The following is an 18,613-nucleotide window of genomic DNA, read 5'->3' as shown; positions in this document are numbered from 1 at the left end:
TTTAGGAAATATAAAATGAAAAAACCAGTAAGAATAGGCGTTGGCGGTCCTGTTGGAGCAGGAAAAACTCTTTTAATTGAAAGATTGGTTCGTGCTATGAGTTCTAAATATGAAATAGGCGTAGTTACAAACGATATTTATACAAAAGAAGATGCTTTGTTTTTAGCTAAAAATAGCGTTTTAGCAACCGAGCGTATTATAGGAGTTGAAACAGGCGGATGTCCACACACAGCAATTAGAGAAGATGCTTCAATGAATGAAGCTGCGTTAAATGAATTAGAAAAAAAATTTAATCTTGATTTATTATTTTTAGAAAGTGGCGGAGATAACCTAGCTGCAACATTTAGCCCTGATTTAGTTGATTTTAGTATTTATGTAATTGATGTTGCACAAGGTGAAAAAATTCCTCGTAAAGCAGGTGCTGGTATGATTAAATCTGATTTATTTGTTATTAATAAAACGGACTTAGCGCCTTATGTTGGGGCAAATCTTAGTGTAATGGAAAGCGATACTAAGCAATTTAGAAAAGATAAAGAATTTTTCTTTACAAATCTTAAAAAAGATGAAGGTTTAGATAAAGTAATTGAGTGGATAGAAAAAAACTGCTTACTTAAGGGCTTGTAATGAGCGTTTTACACATAAAACTACAAAATGCTCATTTAGTTAAGCACTACCAAAAAGGTATGCAAAGATTACTTGAATTACCTATTAAGTTTGGTGAAGACTGTTCGCAAAATAAGCATAATGAGTTTTTTGCGTATTTAAGCACTTTAGGCGGTGGTTTGGTTGGTGGAGATAATTATTTTCAATGTTTTGAAGTTGAAAATACAAAGGCTACTTTACAATCTCAGTCAAATCAAAAAATATACAAAGGAGCTTCTACTTTAAATACAGAAATTAAAGTAGATGATAATTCTGTTTTAGTTTTTCATAATGATGCAAATATTTTTTATAAAAATTCTGATTTTAAAAGTAAAGCTTGTGTTTTTGCACAAGAAAATTCTAAATTATTTTATTTAGATGGTGGGTATTTAGGTTATGCAAATGGAGATTTTAAAGCAAGTATGCTTTTTAGACTTTATATAAATAACAAACTAGCATTAAATGATGTTTTTTCATACGAAGATAAAACAAACCTACTTTCACTTTACTCTTATGAATATTTTTACACCATCATAATAAGAGCAAATATACAAATAGAATCTTTACATAATGATGAGATTATTATGCATACAAGTACAATAAACGATAATCAAATCGTGCGTATATTAGCTAAAGATAATGATATTGCATTAAAACATATAAATGAAATAAAACTTAAATTCTTACAAGGAGTTGATATGAATGTCGTCATTACTAGATAATAATAATTTTAAAACAAAAAATACAAATTTAATCATTTTATTAAAGGAGCAAATATGACTTTAACAAAAAAAGAACAAGAAAAACTCTTGTTAAGCTATGCAGCAGTTGTAGCACGCAAACGTTTAGAGCGTGGAGTAAAATTAAATTGTCCTGAAGCAATCGCAATTATTAGTGATTATGTTTTAGAAGGTGCTAGAGAAGGTAAAAGCGTAAGCGATTTAATGAACGAAGGTAAAAATGTTATACGCAAAGACCAAGTAATGGAAGGTGTTGCTGATGTAGTTAATGAAGTTCAAGTAGAAGCAACATTTAAAGATGGAACAAAACTAGTTACCATCCATAATCCAATAAATTAAGGAGTTAATTATGAAACTTGGTGAAATTATTTATGCACAAGGCGATATCGTTTGCAACGAAGGTCGTGAAGCAATAGAATTAGAAGTTACAAACAGTGGTGATAGACCTGTTCAAGTTGGCTCTCACTTTCATTTTTATGAAACAAATGCACTTTTAGTTTTTGATAGAGAAAAAGCTCGTGGAAAACGCTTAGATATCATAAGCGGTACTGCAGTTCGTTTTGAACCAGGTGTAAAGAAAACGGTTAAATTAATTGATTTAGCAGGTGCTCGTGAAGTATGGGGACAAAACTGCAAAATTAATGGAAAATTATAAGGAGAAGCTATGTTTAAAATTACTAGAGCAGAATATGCATCACATTTTGGTCCTACAACAGGGGACAGTATAAGACTAGCAGATACAAACCTTTTTGCTAAAGTTGAAAAAGATTACACTAAATATGGTGAAGAATGTAAATTTGGTGGTGGTAAAACACTTCGTGATGGCATGGGACAAAACTCACGCTTACTAGATAAAGATGTAGTTGATTTAGTTATTACTAACGCTCTTATTATTGACTATACAGGAATTTACAAAGCTGATATTGGTATTAAAAATGGTAAAATCCACGCTATTGGTAAAGGTGGTAACCCTGATATTACTGATGATATTGACTTTGTTACAGGTGTTGGTACTGAAGCTCTTGCTGGTGAAGGTATGATTGTTACTGCAGGTGGTGTTGATACACATATTCACTTTATTAACCCTGAACAAGTTGATGAAGCTTTAAGTAACGGTATTACAACATTATTTGGTGGTGGTACTGGTCCAAACGATGGTTCAAAAGCTACTACTTGCACACCAGGAATTTTTAATATTAAAAGAATGTTACAAGGAACTGATGATTTACCAATTAATATCGGTTTATACGCAAAAGGACATGGTTCAAATGTTGAAGCTAACCTTGAGCAATTAAGAGCTGGTGCTGCTGGTCTTAAAATCCACGAAGACTGGGGAACAACTAAGAGTGCGATTGACAATGCTTTAAAAGCTGCTGAAATTGCTGATGTTTCTGTTGGAATTCACACTGATACACTAAACGAATATGGTTGCGTTGAAGATACAAAAGCTGCTATTGCAGGTAGAACAATCCATACTTTCCACACAGAAGGTGCAGGTGGAGGACACGCTCCTGATATTATCAAACTAGCAGGCGAACCAAATATTTTACCAGCATCAACTAACCCAACTATGCCATTTACAGTAAATACTATTGAAGAGCATTTAGATATGCTAATGGTATGCCACCACTTAAGCAAAAATGTTAAAGAAGACGTTGCTTTTGCTGATAGCCGTATTAGAAAAGAAACAATAGGTGCTGAAGACGTATTACACGATATGGGTGTAATTTCTATTATGAGTTCTGACTCTCAAGCTATGGGAAGAATTGGCGAAGTTGTAAGTAGAACTTGGCAAACAGCTCATAAAATGAAAATGCAAAGAGGTGTTTTAGAAGGTGATGCAGAACACGATGATAATAATCGTATTAAACGCTATGTAGCAAAATATACAATCAACCCAGCAATAGCTGCAGGTGTTAGTGAATATATTGGTAGCGTTGAAGTTGGTAAAATTGCTGACCTAGTTTTATGGGACCCAAAAACATTTGGAACAAAACCAAAAATGATTATCAAAGGTGGATTTTGCTTACATTCAGTAATGGGCGATAGCAACGCATCAATCCCTACCCCACAACCAGTAATGCATAGAAATATGTTCGGTGCTTATGGTGTAGCATTACACGAAACTTGCTATAGCTTTATGTGCAAAATGGCAGTTGATGCAAATGTAGCTAAAGAATATGGTATTAAAAAACAAGTTCTAGCTATTAAAGGTGCAGCAAGTGCTAAAAAATCTGATATGAAGCTAAATAATGCTACTCCTAAAATTGAAGTAGACCCACAAACTTATGTGGTTACAGTTGATGGTAAAGAAGCTTATAGCGAACCATTAAATGAATTACCATTAGCACAAAGATATTACTTATTCTAGGAGAAAAAATGATAGTTAAAACCATACTAGGCAATATAAAAGACTATGATACAAAAGGCAAAAGCATAGATAAAGTAAAAGTATCGCCTGATGATAGATTAAAACATATACTTAGATTAAAAAGTGATAGTGGAATTGAAATAGGCGTTAGTCTAGATGGTGGTCATTTTCATAATGGTGATGTATTAGCAGAAGATGATACAAGAATTTTTGTGGTAGATTGCCTACCACAAAATGTTATTGTGATTAAAGCTAAGGATATGATGCAAATGGGTTTTGTTGCTCACTCTATTGGAAATAGACATACTCCAGCTGTATTTGAAGATGGTATGATGATAGTTGAAGATGATTATTTAATTGCACAATGGCTAGATGAAAATAAGGTTGAGTACGAAAGAACTTCAAAAGTGTTACGCCACGCTTTAAAACATGCGAGTCATCACCACTAATGTTAGGGCAATTTTTATTTGATAGCACCTTTGCTAATGGTGCATACTCACATAGCTTTGGTCTTGAAAGCTATATTTCTTGGGGTAAGATAAAAAATGAGCAAAGTTATCAAGTATGGCTAGAAAGTTATATGCTTGATGTTTTTGCCCCTGCTGATGCTGCTGTATATATACTTGCTTGCAAATTAAAAGAAAAAAGACTTAGCCTTTTAAAACTAGCAAGAATTGCAAATGCTTCAATAGCAAGTTTTGAATCAAGAACTGGTGCAATAAATATGGCAAGGGCAACTTTGAAAAATACTGAATTTATGCATAATGACTTAGCAAAATGGTATTTTAAAATCTGCGATAACGACAACTATACTCATCCTGCTATTGCTTTTAGCGTTTTAGCTGATGATAAAGTTGAAAGTTATGCTTATGCTTGTATAAAAACTCTTACACAAAATGCAACTCGTGCTATACCACTATCTTATAGAAAATCAAGCGAATTGCTTTATAAAAACATAGATTTAGCAAAAAAGTGTGCATTAAAGGCTAAGCAAATAGCTGATAATTCTTTAAAAAATAATTCCTTTAGTTTAAATAATTGTGATTATAGATTATTTAGCACACATCATGAGCTAGATATTGCTATGTTTGCACACGAAAAACTTGATTTTAGGTTATTTATGTCTTGATTGTAAAAATCACTCTTTGTGATTTTTACTTTTTTTAAAAATTAGAATATTATTTTAAACTTTCTTACAAATAATTACAAAGCTATTATAAAATATATTAATTTAATATTTAATATTATTAATTAAATTTAAATTAAAGCATAAAGGAGAGGCTATGTTAAGAAAATTTATATTATTTTACCTTGCTACTACCTTGCTGTACTCAGCTCAAATAAATAACTTAGAAAACGAGTATAAATTACAAGCAATTAAAGCTTATTTTAATCCAACTTTAATTAAAGATATCAATGAAAAATACTGTAAAAACAATATAATCCAAGCTTGTATAAATAATATTGATAACTTAAAAGACTTATTAAAATATGAAAATGAATATTTACAACACTGTAAAAATAATGCGCAAAATTGTGTATATTATTCTTTAATTTTAAAAAAGAAAATTTTATTATATTGCCACAATGCAATACTTAATTACAACAAAAAAGATTTAAAAAAAGCTCAAGAAGAATTTGATAAATTAAGCACAATTTCTTATAGAAAATGTGATGAAAACATATATTCTTCATATTTAAATATCTTAAATGCTATGAATAAAATAAATATAAAAGAAAAAAAGGAAAAAAGATTAATATTAGCTATAAAATCAGCAAAAAATTGTGTTAATTTCTTTAATAATGATAAAAATAATAAAATAAACTTATTTGAACAATACTTGGCGTATTCTTTTTTGCAAAAATTAAGCTCTGATATCTTCAATAAAATTTTTATGCCTAATGAAAATTATCAAAGGTTAAAAATACATCACAATAATTATTTAGAAAAAGAAAATTTTTTTATAAATCTACTTAGCGAGTAAGTTTAGCGAATCTTAAACATTCTTTTTTTTGAGAATTTTTTTATACTTGAAGGACTGCTTTCAAAAAAATTCTCATCTACAATAATATCAGCAACACTTCTTGCCCACTTTTCATCAAATTTACATCCGTGCTTATTTGCTGATGAAGAATAAAAATATCCATTCTCTCTTAAAAATTCTGCATGCTTACAATCTCTTACAACACGAATAGCCTTTTTATTTGCATAAATAAAGGTAGTTTTTTTTGCCCTTCTTACATAGTTTTTAAAAGCATTTGGAATTCTAGCAAGAGTTTTTAATTCGCTAAATTTAGCAGTGGTTATTAAGCAAGGTTGATTTTCATCTCTATTTTTTAAAGCGTTTATTTTTTTTAAATCCTTACTTAAAAAACCTGCTGTAGTATCAGTTTGTGCAAGATAAATCATTAAAACTCGATATTAAAATGATTAATTAAAAAACCTTCTTTTACACCTTCATAAGCTTCTTTAAAACCAAGCTCTTTTAAAATAGTTAAAGCAAAAAAGCTTGATGCAATAGGGCCAATTCCTGTAATTACGTTTTCATTTACCACTACAAATTTATTGCTTTTATGATTTGCGTTAATGCCATTTTGACAACCTGGATAACAAGTAAAATCACCCTTAATAACACCTGCTTTATCTAACACCATAGGCGATGCACAAAGCGCTGCTACGAGTTTTTTCTTTGAATTTAAATCTTTAATGATATTTATAATTCTTTCATCATTTTTAAGATTATTCATTCCATCAAAACCACCCGCTAAAACAATACCATCAAGAGTTGAAAAATCTACTTGATTAAGCGTTGTATGTGCTTTTACAACAAGTCCGCTATCAAGCTTTACTTCTAAGCTATCGTTTAAAGCTGCACAAATAATATTGAGTTTTGCACCACCATTTTTTGCCCTTGTTAAAATATCAACAATACTTATTAGCTCTATATCCTCATTGCCATTTGCAAATGGAATTAGTATATTTTTCATTCTCACTCCTTTTAAAACTTTTTTAGATATTATTTGAAAAAGGATAATATATGATTATAAAACTAAATGATGATTGGCAAGAGTTTTTACAAGATGAATTTAAAAAAGAATATTTTATAAATATAAAAAAACACTATGAAAAAGCATTAAAAGAAGGCAAAATTATCTATCCGCCAAAGGATTTAATTTTTAATGCTTTTAATTTATGTCCTTTAAAAGAAATTAAAATTATTATCCTAGGACAAGACCCTTATCATCAAGAAAATCAAGCAATGGGGCTTAGTTTTTCGGTTCCAAAAAATGTAAAAATCCCACCAAGTCTTAAGAATATTTTTAAAGAATTACAAAATGATTTAAACATCACTCCAGCAAAAAGCGGAGATTTAAGCCCTTGGGCAAAACAAGGAGTTTTGCTTTTAAATTCTATTCTTAGTGTTGAAGCAAATAAAGCAGCTAGCCATAGTTCGTGGGGTTGGCAAGAATTTAGTGATGCTATAATACATAAATTAAGCAATGAAAAATCAGGGCTTGTTTTTATGCTTTGGGGAAATTACGCAAAAAGCAAGGAGATTTTGATTGATAATACTAAGCATTTGATTTTAAAAGCAGCCCACCCAAGCCCTTTAGCTAGAACAGGATTTTTAGCTTGTAAGCATTTTTCAAAAGCTAATGAATTTTTAAAAAAAGTTGGTAAAATTACCATAGATTGGAAAATAGATTAAGGAAGATAATGAAAACTATTGGTATTATAGGCGGAATGAGTTTTGAAAGCACTATTACTTATTATAAAACAATAAATCAAGCTATAAATGATAAATTAAAATCTTTAAATTCTGCAAAAATTTTACTTTATAGTGTTAATTTTGAAGAAATAGAAAATTTACAAAGCCAAGATAAATGGCAAGAAGCTGCACAAATTTTAACTCAATGTGCTAAAAAATTAGAACTTGCAGGGGCTAGTTTTATAATAATTGCAACTAATACTATGCATAAGGTTTTTAATGAAATTCAACAAAACATAAATATCCCTATTTTGCATATTGCAAAAAGTTCTGCTAAGGCTTTAAAACAAGAAAACATACAAAAAATTGGTTTATTGGGTACTAAATACACAATGACTCAGGATTTTTATAAAAAAGTGCTTATTGAAGAAAATATTAGCGTTATTATTCCTAGCGATGAAGATATAAAAATCGTTAATGATATTATTTTTAATGAGCTTTGCAAGGGTGAAATCAAACAAGATTCTAAAGAAAAATATTTAAATATTATAAAAAAACTACAAGAAAAAGGGGCAAAGGGAGTGCTTTTAGCTTGTACTGAAATTGGTTTATTAATATCCAAAAACGATACAAATATCAAGATTTTTGATACAAGCCTTATTCACGCCCTTGATGCTGCTAATGAAGCTTTAAAAGATTAATTTTTCTTTTTTGATATAGGGCAAACTCCTAGCGGGCAAGCTTGTTTGCCTGTTAAAACCCTAATAGGACAAACTTTAAATATCCTCGTAAGCAATAGAATAAGCCCTATTAATGCAAAAAATGATGAATAATAAATTCCCGCAGCAAAAATAAGCAAGGCTATAATAATTCTTAAACTTCTTTTTATTTAAGTAATAAAATTACTTAAGAATTTTTAGGAGTTTTTATGGGTAAAAAAATTATTAGCATTTTTTTAAAGATTATAACTTAAATCAAGAAGATTTAAATTTAATAATACAACAAGCATATTTTAAAAAGCTTCCTAAAGATGTAAATGTCTTAGCAGATGAATGTTTGGGCTTTGTGATTGTTTTAAGTGGAAATTTTAGGGCCTTTATTATGTCAAATACGGCTAAAGAGATTACTATTTTTGAATTAAATAAAGATGATGCTTGTATGATGTGCCAAGATTGTGTTTTTGAAAAAATTGCTTATAATATTTTTATTCAAAGTAGTCAAGAATGCGAAATAATAGCAAAAGAGCTTTTTACTATGTTAAAAGATAAATATCCTAAAAGTTATGATTATGTTTTAAAGCTTATGGCTATGCGTTTTAATGCTTTGGTAAATATTTTAAAACAAGCCCTTTTTACTCCGCTTAGTGTAAGATTAAATGAGTTTTTAAAAGCAAAGGCTAAAAATAAAATAATTAGCCTTTCGCATGAAGAAATTGCTTTGCATTTGGGTAGTTCAAGAGAGCTTATCTCTCGCCTTTTAAAGAATATGCAAAAAGATAAACTCATAAAACAAAATAAAAAAGAGATTATTCTTTTACAATAATTATTTTAAAATAAAAATTGATTTTTTATAATTAGTGATAATCTCCTTGCTAATTGCAGTGCTAAATAAATTCCTAAAAATAAAATCTCTATAAGCACCCATAAAAATAGCATCAAAATTATTTGAATAATTTAAAAATTCTTGCACATCTTTAAGTTCTTTAACGCCAACGCTAATATTATGCTCTAAAAATAATTTTCTACCATTATTTAGCATATCTAAATTATGCCCAATATAAGCTAGTTCAATTTGTAAATTTTTAAATAAATTGGTATTTAAATATTTTTTTAAGGCTATGATAAATTTTTCATCACCATTATAAGCAATCAGCACCTTTTTAATATCATTTGTTTTATTTCCAGCAAGCATAATAGCAATATTTGTAGCCTTTAATATTCTTAATAAATGTTTGCTTTTATCATTTTCGTTAAAATGACCTAAAATTAATAACTTATAGTCTTTTTCAAGTTTTAAAATACTTTCTTTTAAATCTGCTTTTAAATACAAAGTATTACTTTTTACTCCTTGTTTTTCACAAATTTCTTGGCATTTTGCTAATAAATCTTTATTAATACTAATTTTTTCTTCAGCATAAGAAATTTCCTTTTCATAAAATTCTTTTAAAATTTTATCAATATCATTTGCTTGTAAAGTAGCTGAAAAATCATTTTTATCTACACTAAGCCCTTCTAAAGCGTGTAAAAAACTAAGATTTGTATTTAATTTTTTAGCACAATAAATAGCATTGTTGCATATTTTTTCTATGTTTTGCTCGTTGTCAATACAAACTAAAATTTCTTTTTCCATCAATGACCTCCTAATAATTTTTTACTTTCTTTTTCATTATTAATTACACTAAATTTATCTAGCATACTAGCACTTGCTTCGTTTAAACCAAGCAATTGTACCTTGCTACCATTTTGTCTTAATTTTAAAATAATTTTATCAAGGTTATAAATAGCACTTAAATCCCAAATATGAGCCTTGCTAACATCAATAATAACGCTTTTATAAATATTTACAAAATCAAACTCGCTATAAAGTTTTTCAGTGCTTTTAAAAAATATTTGACCTGAAAACTCATAAGTTATTATATCATTGTTAATAATTTTTTTACAATATAAAAAAGAAGAAAGTTTATTTACAAAAAATAATGCTTCTAAAATAACTCCCGTTACAACGCCTAAAGCAAGATTATGCGAATACAATGTAATAAACATTGAAGATAACATAACAAAATTATAACTAAAAGGATTACTTTTTAGTTTTTTAATACTAGAAAAATCAAAGGTTCCTATTGAAACCATAGTCATAATTGCTACTAAAACTGCCATAGGAATTTCATTTACAAAATCAGCAAAAAATAAAATAATTAAACATAAATAAAAACCAGCTAAAAAAGTGGAAATTCTAGTTCTAGCGCCAGATTTTACATTTATAATTGATTGCCCTATCATTCCACAACCTGCCATTCCACCAAATAAATTTGCAACAATATTTGAAATGCCCTGCCCTATACATTCACGATTTTTATTGCTTTTACTTGCTGTAATCTCATCTAATACACTTGAAGTCATTAAACTTTCAACAATTCCAACAATTGCTAAACTTAATGAATAAGGGAATATTATTTTTAAAGTTTCAAGATTTAAAGACACATTAGGTAGTAAAAAACTAGGCAAAGAGCTTGGCAATTCTCCTAAATCTTTTATACTTCTTACATCAAAATCAAAACAAATACTTAAAATAGTTAAAAGAACAATGGCAAGTAAAGAGCTAGGAAGTATTTTGCCAATCTTTGGCACTAAAGGAAATAAGTAAATAATAGCTAAAGCAACAATAAAAACAATAAGTGCGTTTAAATTAAATAATCTTATCTCATCAAGCTGTGCAGCAAAAATCAAAATAGCTAAGGCATTTACAAAGGCTATCATAACAGAGCGTGGGATGTAACTCATTAATTTAGCTATTTTAAAAAAAGCAAAAAGAATTTGTATTAGTCCTGCTAAGATACCTGCTAATAGCAAATAATCAATACCGTAATTTTTTACCAAAGTAACCATAACTAAAGCCATAGCTCCAGTAGCAGCAGAAATCAAAGCCCTTCTTCCACCAGCAATTGAATTAACAAGCAAAATACAAATACTAGCATAAATTCCAACCTGCGGGCTAACACCAGCTATTAAACTAAAAGCAATAGCTTCTGGTATAATAGCAAAACCAACAACAAGCCCTGCTAAGGCCTCTGTTTTTAAAATAGAAAAATTTAATTTTTTATTCAAAATAACTCCTAATAAATAATAAATATTTGTTTATACAATAATATTGTTTAAAATGAGTTATAAATTAGCAGAGAATTTAAGATAAATAGGCATATTTTCTTTTGGCATATTGTAAGATTTATGCAAGGCTTTTGACATAGTTAAATCAAAACTAAAATTTTTAATACTGTATTTAAAACCAAAGGCTAAACCTACTAAAAAATCGTTATTGTCTAAATAATAATCTCTTCCATAAGCATAATCTAAACCAAGAAAGGGTAAGAAATTGTTAAATAAATAATTTGAATTAAGATAAACGGTGTTATTGTGATAAAAACCTAAATCCCAAGCAGCCTGACTTTGCTTAAAACCACGCACACTGTATTCATCGCCCACTAGCATTTTATCAGCATTAAGCAAAGAATCCTTAGAATAACTCGCATAAAAATTTGATTCAAAAGAAAGTGAATTATTTTCACTTAAAAAATAGTTTTTTTGGTAAGAAATATTTGTATTTATTTTATTAAACAAGCTTGTATATAAACTATCATAATCTTTTTTAGCACCAAATATTGCTAAGCCTTTTTGATACTCTAAATTAAAAAACAAATAACCATTAAAAATTATGCTTGAATAATTTATTCCTGTTGCTATATTACTGTATTTTTTGCTTGACAATTCAAGTTTAATATCGTTAATTTTATTTGTATTGTCTTTTAAATTTAAATCAACATAGGCTGAAAGCTTGTCAATATTATTTCTATAAATAATTCTTGAAAGAGAAATTTTGTGTTTTAAACTTTTGCTTTTATTTGCTAAATCATCATTAAGCATATTTTTATTATCGCTATATTGCAAAGAATAAGATAATTTATAATTTTGCAAAGCAATATTATAACCTGCAACATATAAATTTGCTTTGTCGCTGCTTTTTTTAAGCAAAGTTTTTATAAAGGAAAACCTTAAAGTATCGTTTAAATTAAAGGGGTTGTTGATAATTAAATGAGTATTTGCTTTATATTCTCCTGTATTTTTATCTGCACTATTGTCTAAAGAAGCAATAAAGGCAAGTTTTTTAATCTTTCTTGTAATAAAAATATCTGAATATCCATCTTTAGAACTTGCTTTTATACTTGAAGAAAATTCCTTTGTGCCGTTTTTTAGATTTTCTATTGCTGTATCAAAATCATAAATATTAAAAATATCATTTTTAGCTAAAGGACTTGCAAGTTTAATTTGTAGGGGATATTTTTTTTCATTTAAATAAATATCATTTATGTAAGCATAACGAATAACGAGTTTTAGCTCTTGATTTGAAAATTCAGCAATATCAACTATTGAATTGCTAAAACCTTTTTTAATAATATAATTATTTGCGTCTTTGATAAGTTCAAAAATTAAATTATAAGTTAAAAAGGAATTATCGTATTTTTTTAAATATTTATTTAAATCCTTAGCCAAAGAATCTTCATTAATAGCAAAGGTTTTTTTAAAGAAAAAGACCTTATCTTCTTTGATTTGCTCTTGTTTTAAAACTTCTTCTTTTATTATTTTTTTATTTTTTAATTCATTTATTTCTTGCTTTATTAAATATCTTTGCTCTTGTTTATTTAATATATCAAACATATTATCTTGCTGAGCATTTAAAAGCCCAGCAAGAATAAATAAAATAAGTGTTTTTCTCATAATCTAGTGTCATTTGTTTCTTCATTAATATGAACAGGAATTTCTTTGCTAACATCATAGCTTCCTGTTTTACCTGTTAATGCGTTATAGCCATCCTTAAGTTTTGAAATTCCATCTTTTACTTTTGAAATAGCTGTATTTAAATTAATACTTCCACCAGCCCAAGATTTATCAGTTGTAGTGCTAGTATTGTGTGTATTTGTGCTAATATCTGTATTGGTATTAGTTTTTACATTGATTGCTGAATTTAATTTTGTATCACTTTCAATGTGGTCATTAATTTGTATTGTGCCACCAAAGCTTCCATCTTGTCCAGCATTAATAATAACCTTAGCACCATCGCTTTTTTTGTATAAATCTAAATCGTTATTATTTAGCTTACCTGCTATATTTATTTTACCTTCTTGAGTATTTGAGTTTAAAACTGCTGCATTTAGATTTAAATCTTTATTAATATTAGCATTAAGCTCGTCTCTTACGCTGATTGAACTTTGATTTTTAACTTCTTTATTATCGGTTTTTGCATAACCAAATCCAATACCGCCTGAAGCATCTCCTGCAACAATGTGTGAACTAGAAAGCCCTGCAGAAGCACTTGCATCAAGCATTGCAAAATAAGAATTAGATTTAAGAGTATCAACCTTAGAATTTATATTTAAATCATTTGCTACATTTAAATCAGCACTTTTTGCGCTAATATTTGCTCCATCTAAATTTGCATCATTGCCTGTTGTAAGCGTAAAATTATTTTTTGCATTAATGCTTGAATTTTTATAATTTGTAGCTTGAGTACTTTTATACGAACCTTCAGCATATCCATCAAGTCCGCCTGATAATGAAGCACCGTTTTTAACATCAATACCCACATTTTCAGTTACACTTGCAAGTAAGGTGAAATTTGATGATTTGCTATCTTCTGTATTTTTTACCGCATTAAGATTAAAGTCTTTTTTAGCGTTAATTTTAACACTATCATTTGCAGCAAGTTCATAACCATTAAGCGTAATATCTCCTTTTGTGCTAGTGATATTTATATTATTAGCATTAATTTTATTTATATTATCGCTTGTATTTTTACTTTCACTATTTGAATGTGAAATTCCAACACTTTGCATAGAAGTTATTCCTGCTAATTTATTAGTAGCAATATTAATACTATTTGCCACAGCTTGAGCTGCTGCAATTGCACCATTTACACCTTTATTTGCTTGTTCTGCATAAACATTTTGCGCTGCTTGATTGATTGCTGAAGCAATTGCACTAGTTGCTTTTACTCTTTGTCTTAAGAAAATGCTAGAACCGCTTTGCTCTTTAGAGCTTGTATCAGTATAAACCGTGCTATTAATATCAGCTGCACTTATATTTACATCTTTTTTAGCTTCAATATTCATTGAGCCTATATCAAGATTATTTTTAGCATTAATATTTAAATTATCAACATTTAACTTATTGTGGGTGTAATAATTTTTCTCTTCACTTGATTTTGTGTTTGCAAATTCTAAACCTACATCAACATTTGCAAAGGTATTTGAATACAAGTTTGAACTTGTTATACTATTTGCTGCTGTAGTTAGCCCACTTTGATTTACATCTTTATTAAAGCTATAAGAAGCATTTACGCCTTTTTGTGCTAATTCTAAACCAGCATTAGCAAAAACTCCAATTCCTATGTAATCTTTTGTTTGTTTATAAGAATTGCTTGCTGCAATAAAATCAGCGCTATTTGCATTAATACTACTTTCTTTAGCGTCAATATTTGAACCTTTTAAACTAAAGTTATCATTTGCATTAATTTCAAGATTACCTGCTTTAATATTTGAGCTAGCAACTAAGCTTTCTTCAGTATTTGTGTGGCTTTGCTTGTAGCCTAAAACTTGCATACTGCTAAGGCTTTCTTTGCTAGAGCTTGTATTGTTTGCATTTGCAATATTTACATTTTCTGCAGTAATTTTTGCATTATTTTCTGCATTAATATTTGAAGCTACAATTTTTGCATTATTATTTGCATTTAAAATTATATTATTTGCATTTAAATTGCTTGATACGGCATTGCTTTTATTAACTTCTATATTAGTGTAAGTATCTTCTGCCATTTGACCTTCTTTTTGACCTGAAAAATAAACAGATAAATTTGCATTTGAACTTGCGTTTGCACTACTTACATTAATATCATTAGCATTTACATTTATATTATCTTTAGCCTTTACATTTGAAGCTGTAATATCAACATTTTTATTTGCGTTAATGTTAATATTGTTTGCATTTAAATTAGAGCTTAAAATTTCTTCATTTTTACTAAAAGAAATTGTGTTTTCCAAACCTTCTTTAAGAGTAAATTTTGAATTATCAATAACATCATTTTTAATATTAACACTTTCATTATTTGAAGTTAAATTAATATCATTTTTTGCATTTAAATTCGCATTGCTAAGCTCTATATTTTTATCGCTTTCAATGTTTATATTATTTGCATTAATTTCAGCTTTATTTTCTAAATTAAATGTATTATCAACACTTTTGTTTGAAGTAAGATTTACATTTTGCGCATTAATATTTACATCTTTATTAGCATTAATTTTTGCACTATTTAAATTAGCTTCATTTGTACTAATATTTACTTTATCAGCATTTAAAGATGAAAAAGCAAAGTGAAGTTCATTTGTATTAATATTTACTTCATTTTTAGCTAAAATACTTGAAAGCTGATTGTTTGCTTTAACTTTAGCTAGACTTTGTTTTGATAAGTAAAGCATTGGAGCTAAAACTTCTTTGTTTTTGTATCTTACATTTACATAAACAATCATATCTTTATCTAAATTATCAATACTGCTTTTATTTAAACTTTCACCTATTTTTAAATCATTATTTTTAAAATATTCTACACCATTATCAATAAGAGCTTTAATTTCATTATTATCTAAAGAAAAACCCAAAGAATTACTTAGCATAGAATTAATAAGTCTGTAATCAAAATAAGCATCGCCTAAAAGCAATACATCTTTAGCATTTAAATCTTTTGCAATATTTGCAAAGCCATAATAATTATTTGCATTGATTAAATTCTCATCACTTTTGTATTCATAATTAATTCCATCTTTAGAACTACCTGCTTTAAAAATATCAAAATTCTTAGGTAAAGATTTTAAAATTAAAGCCTTATCATTGATTGCTTGATTTAGCGTTGAATTAATCATTTTAAAGCTATCTTTTAAATCTTTATTTAAACCTTGATTATTTACATTTGAAACCAAATTCGCATTGTTTGCGCTAATTAAAGCTGCATCTTTAGCATTAAATACTACCTTTGCATTTAAATTCCACTTGTTAAAGCTTGGAACATAACTTGTATAAGCATAATCATTGCCAAATAATAGTTTAAAATACTCATCTAATGCTTTATTTTTTGAAGCAACATCTTTTAAAGCATTCCAAGCTGAACCTCTTTGGTGATTTTTTGCTTTGTTGCTTGCAAAATATACTAAAGCATCATAAAGACTAATACCATTTTTAAAATAATCAGTCCAGTTTGTATTCCAAGAACCTAAATATTCATAAGCATAAAAACCATTAACTTTAATTTGCTCTAAAATTTCTTTAATGCCTATTTCTTTATTTAAAGTTATGTTATTTATATCAGCATAGATTTTTAAATCATTATTTGCAATGATTTTTCCGCTATTGTTTAATAAGCCAATTTCTTTTGTATCGTTATTGATATAAATATTTTTTGCTTGCATTAAAGCTTGGTTTGCGCCTAAAGAGTTATTAAATACTGGAACATAAACTCCTGTTTGCATTTTCCATCTTTTAAATGCTGTATCTCCGTAATTTACCCAGCCTGTTCCATTTATCATTTGATATTTTTTAGTAATATCTCCTGTCAAACTTGCGTTATTGCTAATAACACTTGCGTTTATATTTAAGTTATTTTCAGCAAAAATATAAGCATTGTTATTTAAAATATTTGTTCTAATAAATATATCTTTTGCACTATCAAAAGTACCATCATTTTTTACACTAAAAGCACTAAAATCTAAGCTATCATTAGCAAAAATATAAGCTTTATTGTAAATTGCATTACTTGCAACCAAGCTTAAGGTTTTATTACTTGCTAAAAGATTATTTATATTGATATTTTTAGCAACTAAGCTTATATTGTATGGATTTTCAAGCTTAGAATTAATATTTAAGTCTTGCTTTGCATTGATATTTAATGAATTTTTTGCATAAGCGTTATTGTCATTAATATCTAAATTTGAAGAAAGCGCATTTAAATTAATATTGTTTTGGCTTGTAATTTTGCCTGAATTTTTAAAGCTATTATCGTTTAGATTAATATTTACATTTTCATTTGCGCTGATATTTGCTTTATTGTCAAAATTCTTAGTGTTAATGTTGATATTTTGAGTAGAGTTAATATTTGCCTTATTAATAAAATTATTTTTTGTATTTATGCTTATATTATCCGCTGCTAACTTTACTTCATTAACATCTTTTGCTTTTACTTCATTTGAGTTAATATAATCATTTGCATTAATTTTTACATCATCTGCAAGGATTAAACCATAATTTGTAATATCATCTTTAGCATTTAATTTTATATTTTTTGCATTTAAAATATTACTTTCAATGCTATTTGCATCAATATTTGCCTGATTTGCTGCATCAATTATATTTGTTTGCACTTTTGCATTTGCTTTAATCATAACATCTTTAGCACTTTTAATCACACCTTGGTGTCTTACCCCAAGTCCTTCTTCAGTGCTTATAAAATTAATATTATTTGCATACATAGAGCCAACTAGCTTAGCATCAATAGCAAATTCCGCATCGCTTTTTTCTTTTTGCTTTGTTGCTGTTATTTTTGGATTTGCCATATCGCTAAGGCTTACTTCGTTGTTTCCTGCTATTAAATTAATATTATTTAAAATTTTGTTATCATCAAAGTGTTTTATATTTGCAGCAACTTGCATACTTCTTGCAATTACATTAAAATAATCCCCATCTACTTTAATATCATTGCTTAGATTAATCGCCGCATTTGAATTTACATTGATATTTGCATTATTAAAAAGCCCTGTACTTAAGCTAACGCCTTTTGTATTAATAAATGAAGCATTATTTACATTAAGCCCATTTTCATTTGCGATGATTAAATTTGCTTTATTTCCAAAGATTTCTAAGGCACCGCTTATATTACTTGCACTTTTGCTTGTAATTTCATTTATAATAGTATTTGCACTTGTGCTTAAATTAGGATTTTTTTGAACAAAACCTCCAGTAACCGAATTACCATCTTTTAATGAGTTGTTAAAAATTACACCATCATAAATATCAAAATTGCTAAAAACATTGTGAGAAATTCCATTGCCATTAGCTTTGTTGATATTAATAACATCTGTTAAGTTTTCTGATTTTGCCATATTAACATCTGTTTTAATGTTGTTAATATTTCTTATTCTTAAATCTGCTGCTGCAAGATTATTGATAAACAAAGCGTTTATTAACGCTAAACTAAGGGTGATGCTTGTAAATTTTTTAGTTTTTGAAGTGTTCAAGTTATCTCCTTGTGTTTTTGTATTAAATACAATGTCGCATTCTAATAAAATTTTCATTTAATTAAAAGACTTTTTTTGTATTTTTTTAAAAAAAATATATTTT

General features: G+C 27.9%; 18 protein-coding genes. 11 read left to right on the top strand and 7 right to left on the bottom strand.

The features are described 5' to 3' along the window. Nucleotides 1-15 precede the first annotated feature (15 nt). The 8 genes from ureG to CCANL266_RS03595 all read left to right on the top strand — a co-directional run bounded on the left by ureG (nucleotide 16) and on the right by CCANL266_RS03595 (nucleotide 5,738). Nucleotides 16-624 carry an urease accessory protein UreG gene (gene ureG / locus CCANL266_RS03630; protein WP_172231494.1) on the top strand — a complete coding sequence of 203 codons (609 nt, stop codon included), beginning with the start codon at nucleotides 16-18 and terminating at the stop codon, nucleotides 622-624. Next, nucleotides 624-1,364 carry an urease accessory protein UreD gene (locus tag CCANL266_RS03625; RefSeq protein WP_172231491.1) on the top strand — a complete coding sequence of 247 codons (741 nt, stop codon included), beginning with the start codon at nucleotides 624-626 and terminating at the stop codon, nucleotides 1,362-1,364. Before ureG ends, CCANL266_RS03625 begins: the two co-directional genes overlap by 1 nt. A gap of 54 nt (nucleotides 1,365-1,418) precedes the next feature. After that, a complete protein-coding gene (locus tag CCANL266_RS03620; RefSeq protein ID WP_172231488.1) occupies nucleotides 1,419-1,721 on the top strand; it encodes an urease subunit gamma in 303 nt (100 codons plus the stop codon). Between the two features lie 10 nt (nucleotides 1,722-1,731). Further along, complete coding sequence (gene ureB / locus CCANL266_RS03615; RefSeq protein WP_172231485.1) at nucleotides 1,732-2,037, top strand: urease subunit beta; 306 nt, start codon at nucleotides 1,732-1,734, stop codon at nucleotides 2,035-2,037. A 9-nt stretch (nucleotides 2,038-2,046) separates the two neighbouring features. Next, on the top strand, nucleotides 2,047-3,753 hold the full coding sequence (ureC, locus tag CCANL266_RS03610; RefSeq protein ID WP_172231482.1) for an urease subunit alpha: 1,707 nt from the start codon (nucleotides 2,047-2,049) through the stop codon (nucleotides 3,751-3,753). Between the two features lie 8 nt (nucleotides 3,754-3,761). Beyond that, complete coding sequence (locus CCANL266_RS03605) at nucleotides 3,762-4,202, top strand: urease accessory protein UreE (protein WP_172231479.1); 441 nt, start codon at nucleotides 3,762-3,764, stop codon at nucleotides 4,200-4,202. Next, the gene (locus tag CCANL266_RS03600; RefSeq protein ID WP_172231476.1) at nucleotides 4,202-4,882 is read left to right on the top strand and encodes an urease accessory protein UreF; all 681 of its coding nucleotides are present in this window, start codon (nucleotides 4,202-4,204) and stop codon (nucleotides 4,880-4,882) included. Before CCANL266_RS03605 ends, CCANL266_RS03600 begins: the two co-directional genes overlap by 1 nt. 154 nt (nucleotides 4,883-5,036) lie before the next feature. Continuing rightward, nucleotides 5,037-5,738 carry a hypothetical protein gene (locus tag CCANL266_RS03595; protein ID WP_172231473.1) on the top strand — a complete coding sequence of 234 codons (702 nt, stop codon included), beginning with the start codon at nucleotides 5,037-5,039 and terminating at the stop codon, nucleotides 5,736-5,738. 2 nt (nucleotides 5,739-5,740) lie between these two features. Here CCANL266_RS03595 and CCANL266_RS03590 read toward each other — a convergent pair whose 3' ends face one another. After that, nucleotides 5,741-6,163 (bottom strand): Sua5 YciO YrdC YwlC family protein, encoded by a 423-nt coding sequence (locus CCANL266_RS03590; RefSeq protein ID WP_172231470.1) that lies wholly within the window; start codon nucleotides 6,161-6,163, stop codon nucleotides 5,741-5,743. Then, nucleotides 6,163-6,741 (bottom strand): DJ-1 family glyoxalase III, encoded by a 579-nt coding sequence (locus CCANL266_RS03585; protein ID WP_172231467.1) that lies wholly within the window; start codon nucleotides 6,739-6,741, stop codon nucleotides 6,163-6,165. The genes CCANL266_RS03590 and CCANL266_RS03585 overlap by 1 nt, the downstream gene beginning before the upstream one ends. A gap of 50 nt (nucleotides 6,742-6,791) precedes the next feature. Here CCANL266_RS03585 and ung point away from each other — a divergent pair, with 50 nt between their 5' ends. Both ung and CCANL266_RS03575 read left to right on the top strand, forming a co-directional pair. Continuing rightward, nucleotides 6,792-7,463 (top strand): uracil-DNA glycosylase, encoded by a 672-nt coding sequence (gene ung / locus CCANL266_RS03580; protein WP_172231464.1) that lies wholly within the window; start codon nucleotides 6,792-6,794, stop codon nucleotides 7,461-7,463. An 8-nt stretch (nucleotides 7,464-7,471) separates the two neighbouring features. Next, nucleotides 7,472-8,164 (top strand): aspartate/glutamate racemase family protein, encoded by a 693-nt coding sequence (locus CCANL266_RS03575; protein ID WP_172231461.1) that lies wholly within the window; start codon nucleotides 7,472-7,474, stop codon nucleotides 8,162-8,164. Here the strand turns inward: CCANL266_RS03575 and CCANL266_RS09535 are convergent. Further along, the gene (locus CCANL266_RS09535) at nucleotides 8,161-8,352 is read right to left on the bottom strand and encodes a YgaP family membrane protein (protein WP_224315956.1); all 192 of its coding nucleotides are present in this window, start codon (nucleotides 8,350-8,352) and stop codon (nucleotides 8,161-8,163) included. The genes CCANL266_RS03575 and CCANL266_RS09535 overlap by 4 nt on opposite strands. A 212-nt stretch (nucleotides 8,353-8,564) precedes the next feature. Between CCANL266_RS09535 and CCANL266_RS03570 the strand changes: the two genes are divergently transcribed. Beyond that, nucleotides 8,565-9,005: a Crp/Fnr family transcriptional regulator gene (locus CCANL266_RS03570; protein WP_224315950.1), complete on the top strand. Its 441-nt coding sequence runs from the start codon at nucleotides 8,565-8,567 to the stop codon at nucleotides 9,003-9,005. Here CCANL266_RS03570 and CCANL266_RS03565 read toward each other — a convergent pair whose 3' ends face one another. From CCANL266_RS03565 to CCANL266_RS03550, 4 genes are read right to left on the bottom strand one after another with little or no spacing between them, the layout of a single operon-like run. Further along, a complete protein-coding gene (locus CCANL266_RS03565) occupies nucleotides 9,006-9,812 on the bottom strand; it encodes a universal stress protein (RefSeq protein WP_172231458.1) in 807 nt (268 codons plus the stop codon). Next, the gene (locus CCANL266_RS03560) at nucleotides 9,812-11,287 is read right to left on the bottom strand and encodes a SulP family inorganic anion transporter (protein WP_244948143.1); all 1,476 of its coding nucleotides are present in this window, start codon (nucleotides 11,285-11,287) and stop codon (nucleotides 9,812-9,814) included. Before CCANL266_RS03560 ends, CCANL266_RS03565 begins: the two co-directional genes overlap by 1 nt. Before the next feature lie 57 nt (nucleotides 11,288-11,344). After that, complete coding sequence (locus CCANL266_RS03555) at nucleotides 11,345-12,952, bottom strand: ShlB/FhaC/HecB family hemolysin secretion/activation protein (protein WP_224315949.1); 1,608 nt, start codon at nucleotides 12,950-12,952, stop codon at nucleotides 11,345-11,347. Then, complete coding sequence (locus CCANL266_RS03550) at nucleotides 12,949-18,567, bottom strand: two-partner secretion domain-containing protein (protein WP_172231455.1); 5,619 nt, start codon at nucleotides 18,565-18,567, stop codon at nucleotides 12,949-12,951. The genes CCANL266_RS03555 and CCANL266_RS03550 overlap by 4 nt, the downstream gene beginning before the upstream one ends. Nucleotides 18,568-18,613 lie beyond the last annotated feature (46 nt).

Source organism: Campylobacter canadensis (assembly GCF_013177655.1).
GTDB classification, from domain to species: domain Bacteria; phylum Campylobacterota; class Campylobacteria; order Campylobacterales; family Campylobacteraceae; genus Campylobacter_E; species Campylobacter_E canadensis.
This window is presented reverse-complemented; position numbering and strand designations above follow the sequence as displayed.

Coding starts and splice junctions, on each gene's coding strand:
- CCANL266_RS03600 (WP_172231476.1), top strand. CDS start 4,202: ATGTTAGGGCAATTTTTATTTGATAGCACCTTTGCTAATGGTGCATAC.
- ung (WP_172231464.1), top strand. CDS start 6,792: ATGATTATAAAACTAAATGATGATTGGCAAGAGTTTTTACAAGATGAA.
- CCANL266_RS03565 (WP_172231458.1), bottom strand. CDS start 9,812: ATGGAAAAAGAAATTTTAGTTTGTATTGACAACGAGCAAAACATAGAA.
- CCANL266_RS03620 (WP_172231488.1), top strand. CDS start 1,419: ATGACTTTAACAAAAAAAGAACAAGAAAAACTCTTGTTAAGCTATGCA.
- ureC (WP_172231482.1), top strand. CDS start 2,047: ATGTTTAAAATTACTAGAGCAGAATATGCATCACATTTTGGTCCTACA.
- CCANL266_RS03575 (WP_172231461.1), top strand. CDS start 7,472: ATGAAAACTATTGGTATTATAGGCGGAATGAGTTTTGAAAGCACTATT.
- CCANL266_RS03585 (WP_172231467.1), bottom strand. CDS start 6,741: ATGAAAAATATACTAATTCCATTTGCAAATGGCAATGAGGATATAGAG.
- ureG (WP_172231494.1), top strand. CDS start 16: ATGAAAAAACCAGTAAGAATAGGCGTTGGCGGTCCTGTTGGAGCAGGA.
- CCANL266_RS03595 (WP_172231473.1), top strand. CDS start 5,037: ATGTTAAGAAAATTTATATTATTTTACCTTGCTACTACCTTGCTGTAC.
- CCANL266_RS03605 (WP_172231479.1), top strand. CDS start 3,762: ATGATAGTTAAAACCATACTAGGCAATATAAAAGACTATGATACAAAA.
- CCANL266_RS03570 (WP_224315950.1), top strand. CDS start 8,565: ATGTCAAATACGGCTAAAGAGATTACTATTTTTGAATTAAATAAAGAT.
- CCANL266_RS03625 (WP_172231491.1), top strand. CDS start 624: ATGAGCGTTTTACACATAAAACTACAAAATGCTCATTTAGTTAAGCAC.
- CCANL266_RS03550 (WP_172231455.1), bottom strand. CDS start 18,567: ATGAAAATTTTATTAGAATGCGACATTGTATTTAATACAAAAACACAA.
- CCANL266_RS03590 (WP_172231470.1), bottom strand. CDS start 6,163: ATGATTTATCTTGCACAAACTGATACTACAGCAGGTTTTTTAAGTAAG.
- ureB (WP_172231485.1), top strand. CDS start 1,732: ATGAAACTTGGTGAAATTATTTATGCACAAGGCGATATCGTTTGCAAC.
- CCANL266_RS03555 (WP_224315949.1), bottom strand. CDS start 12,952: ATGAGAAAAACACTTATTTTATTTATTCTTGCTGGGCTTTTAAATGCT.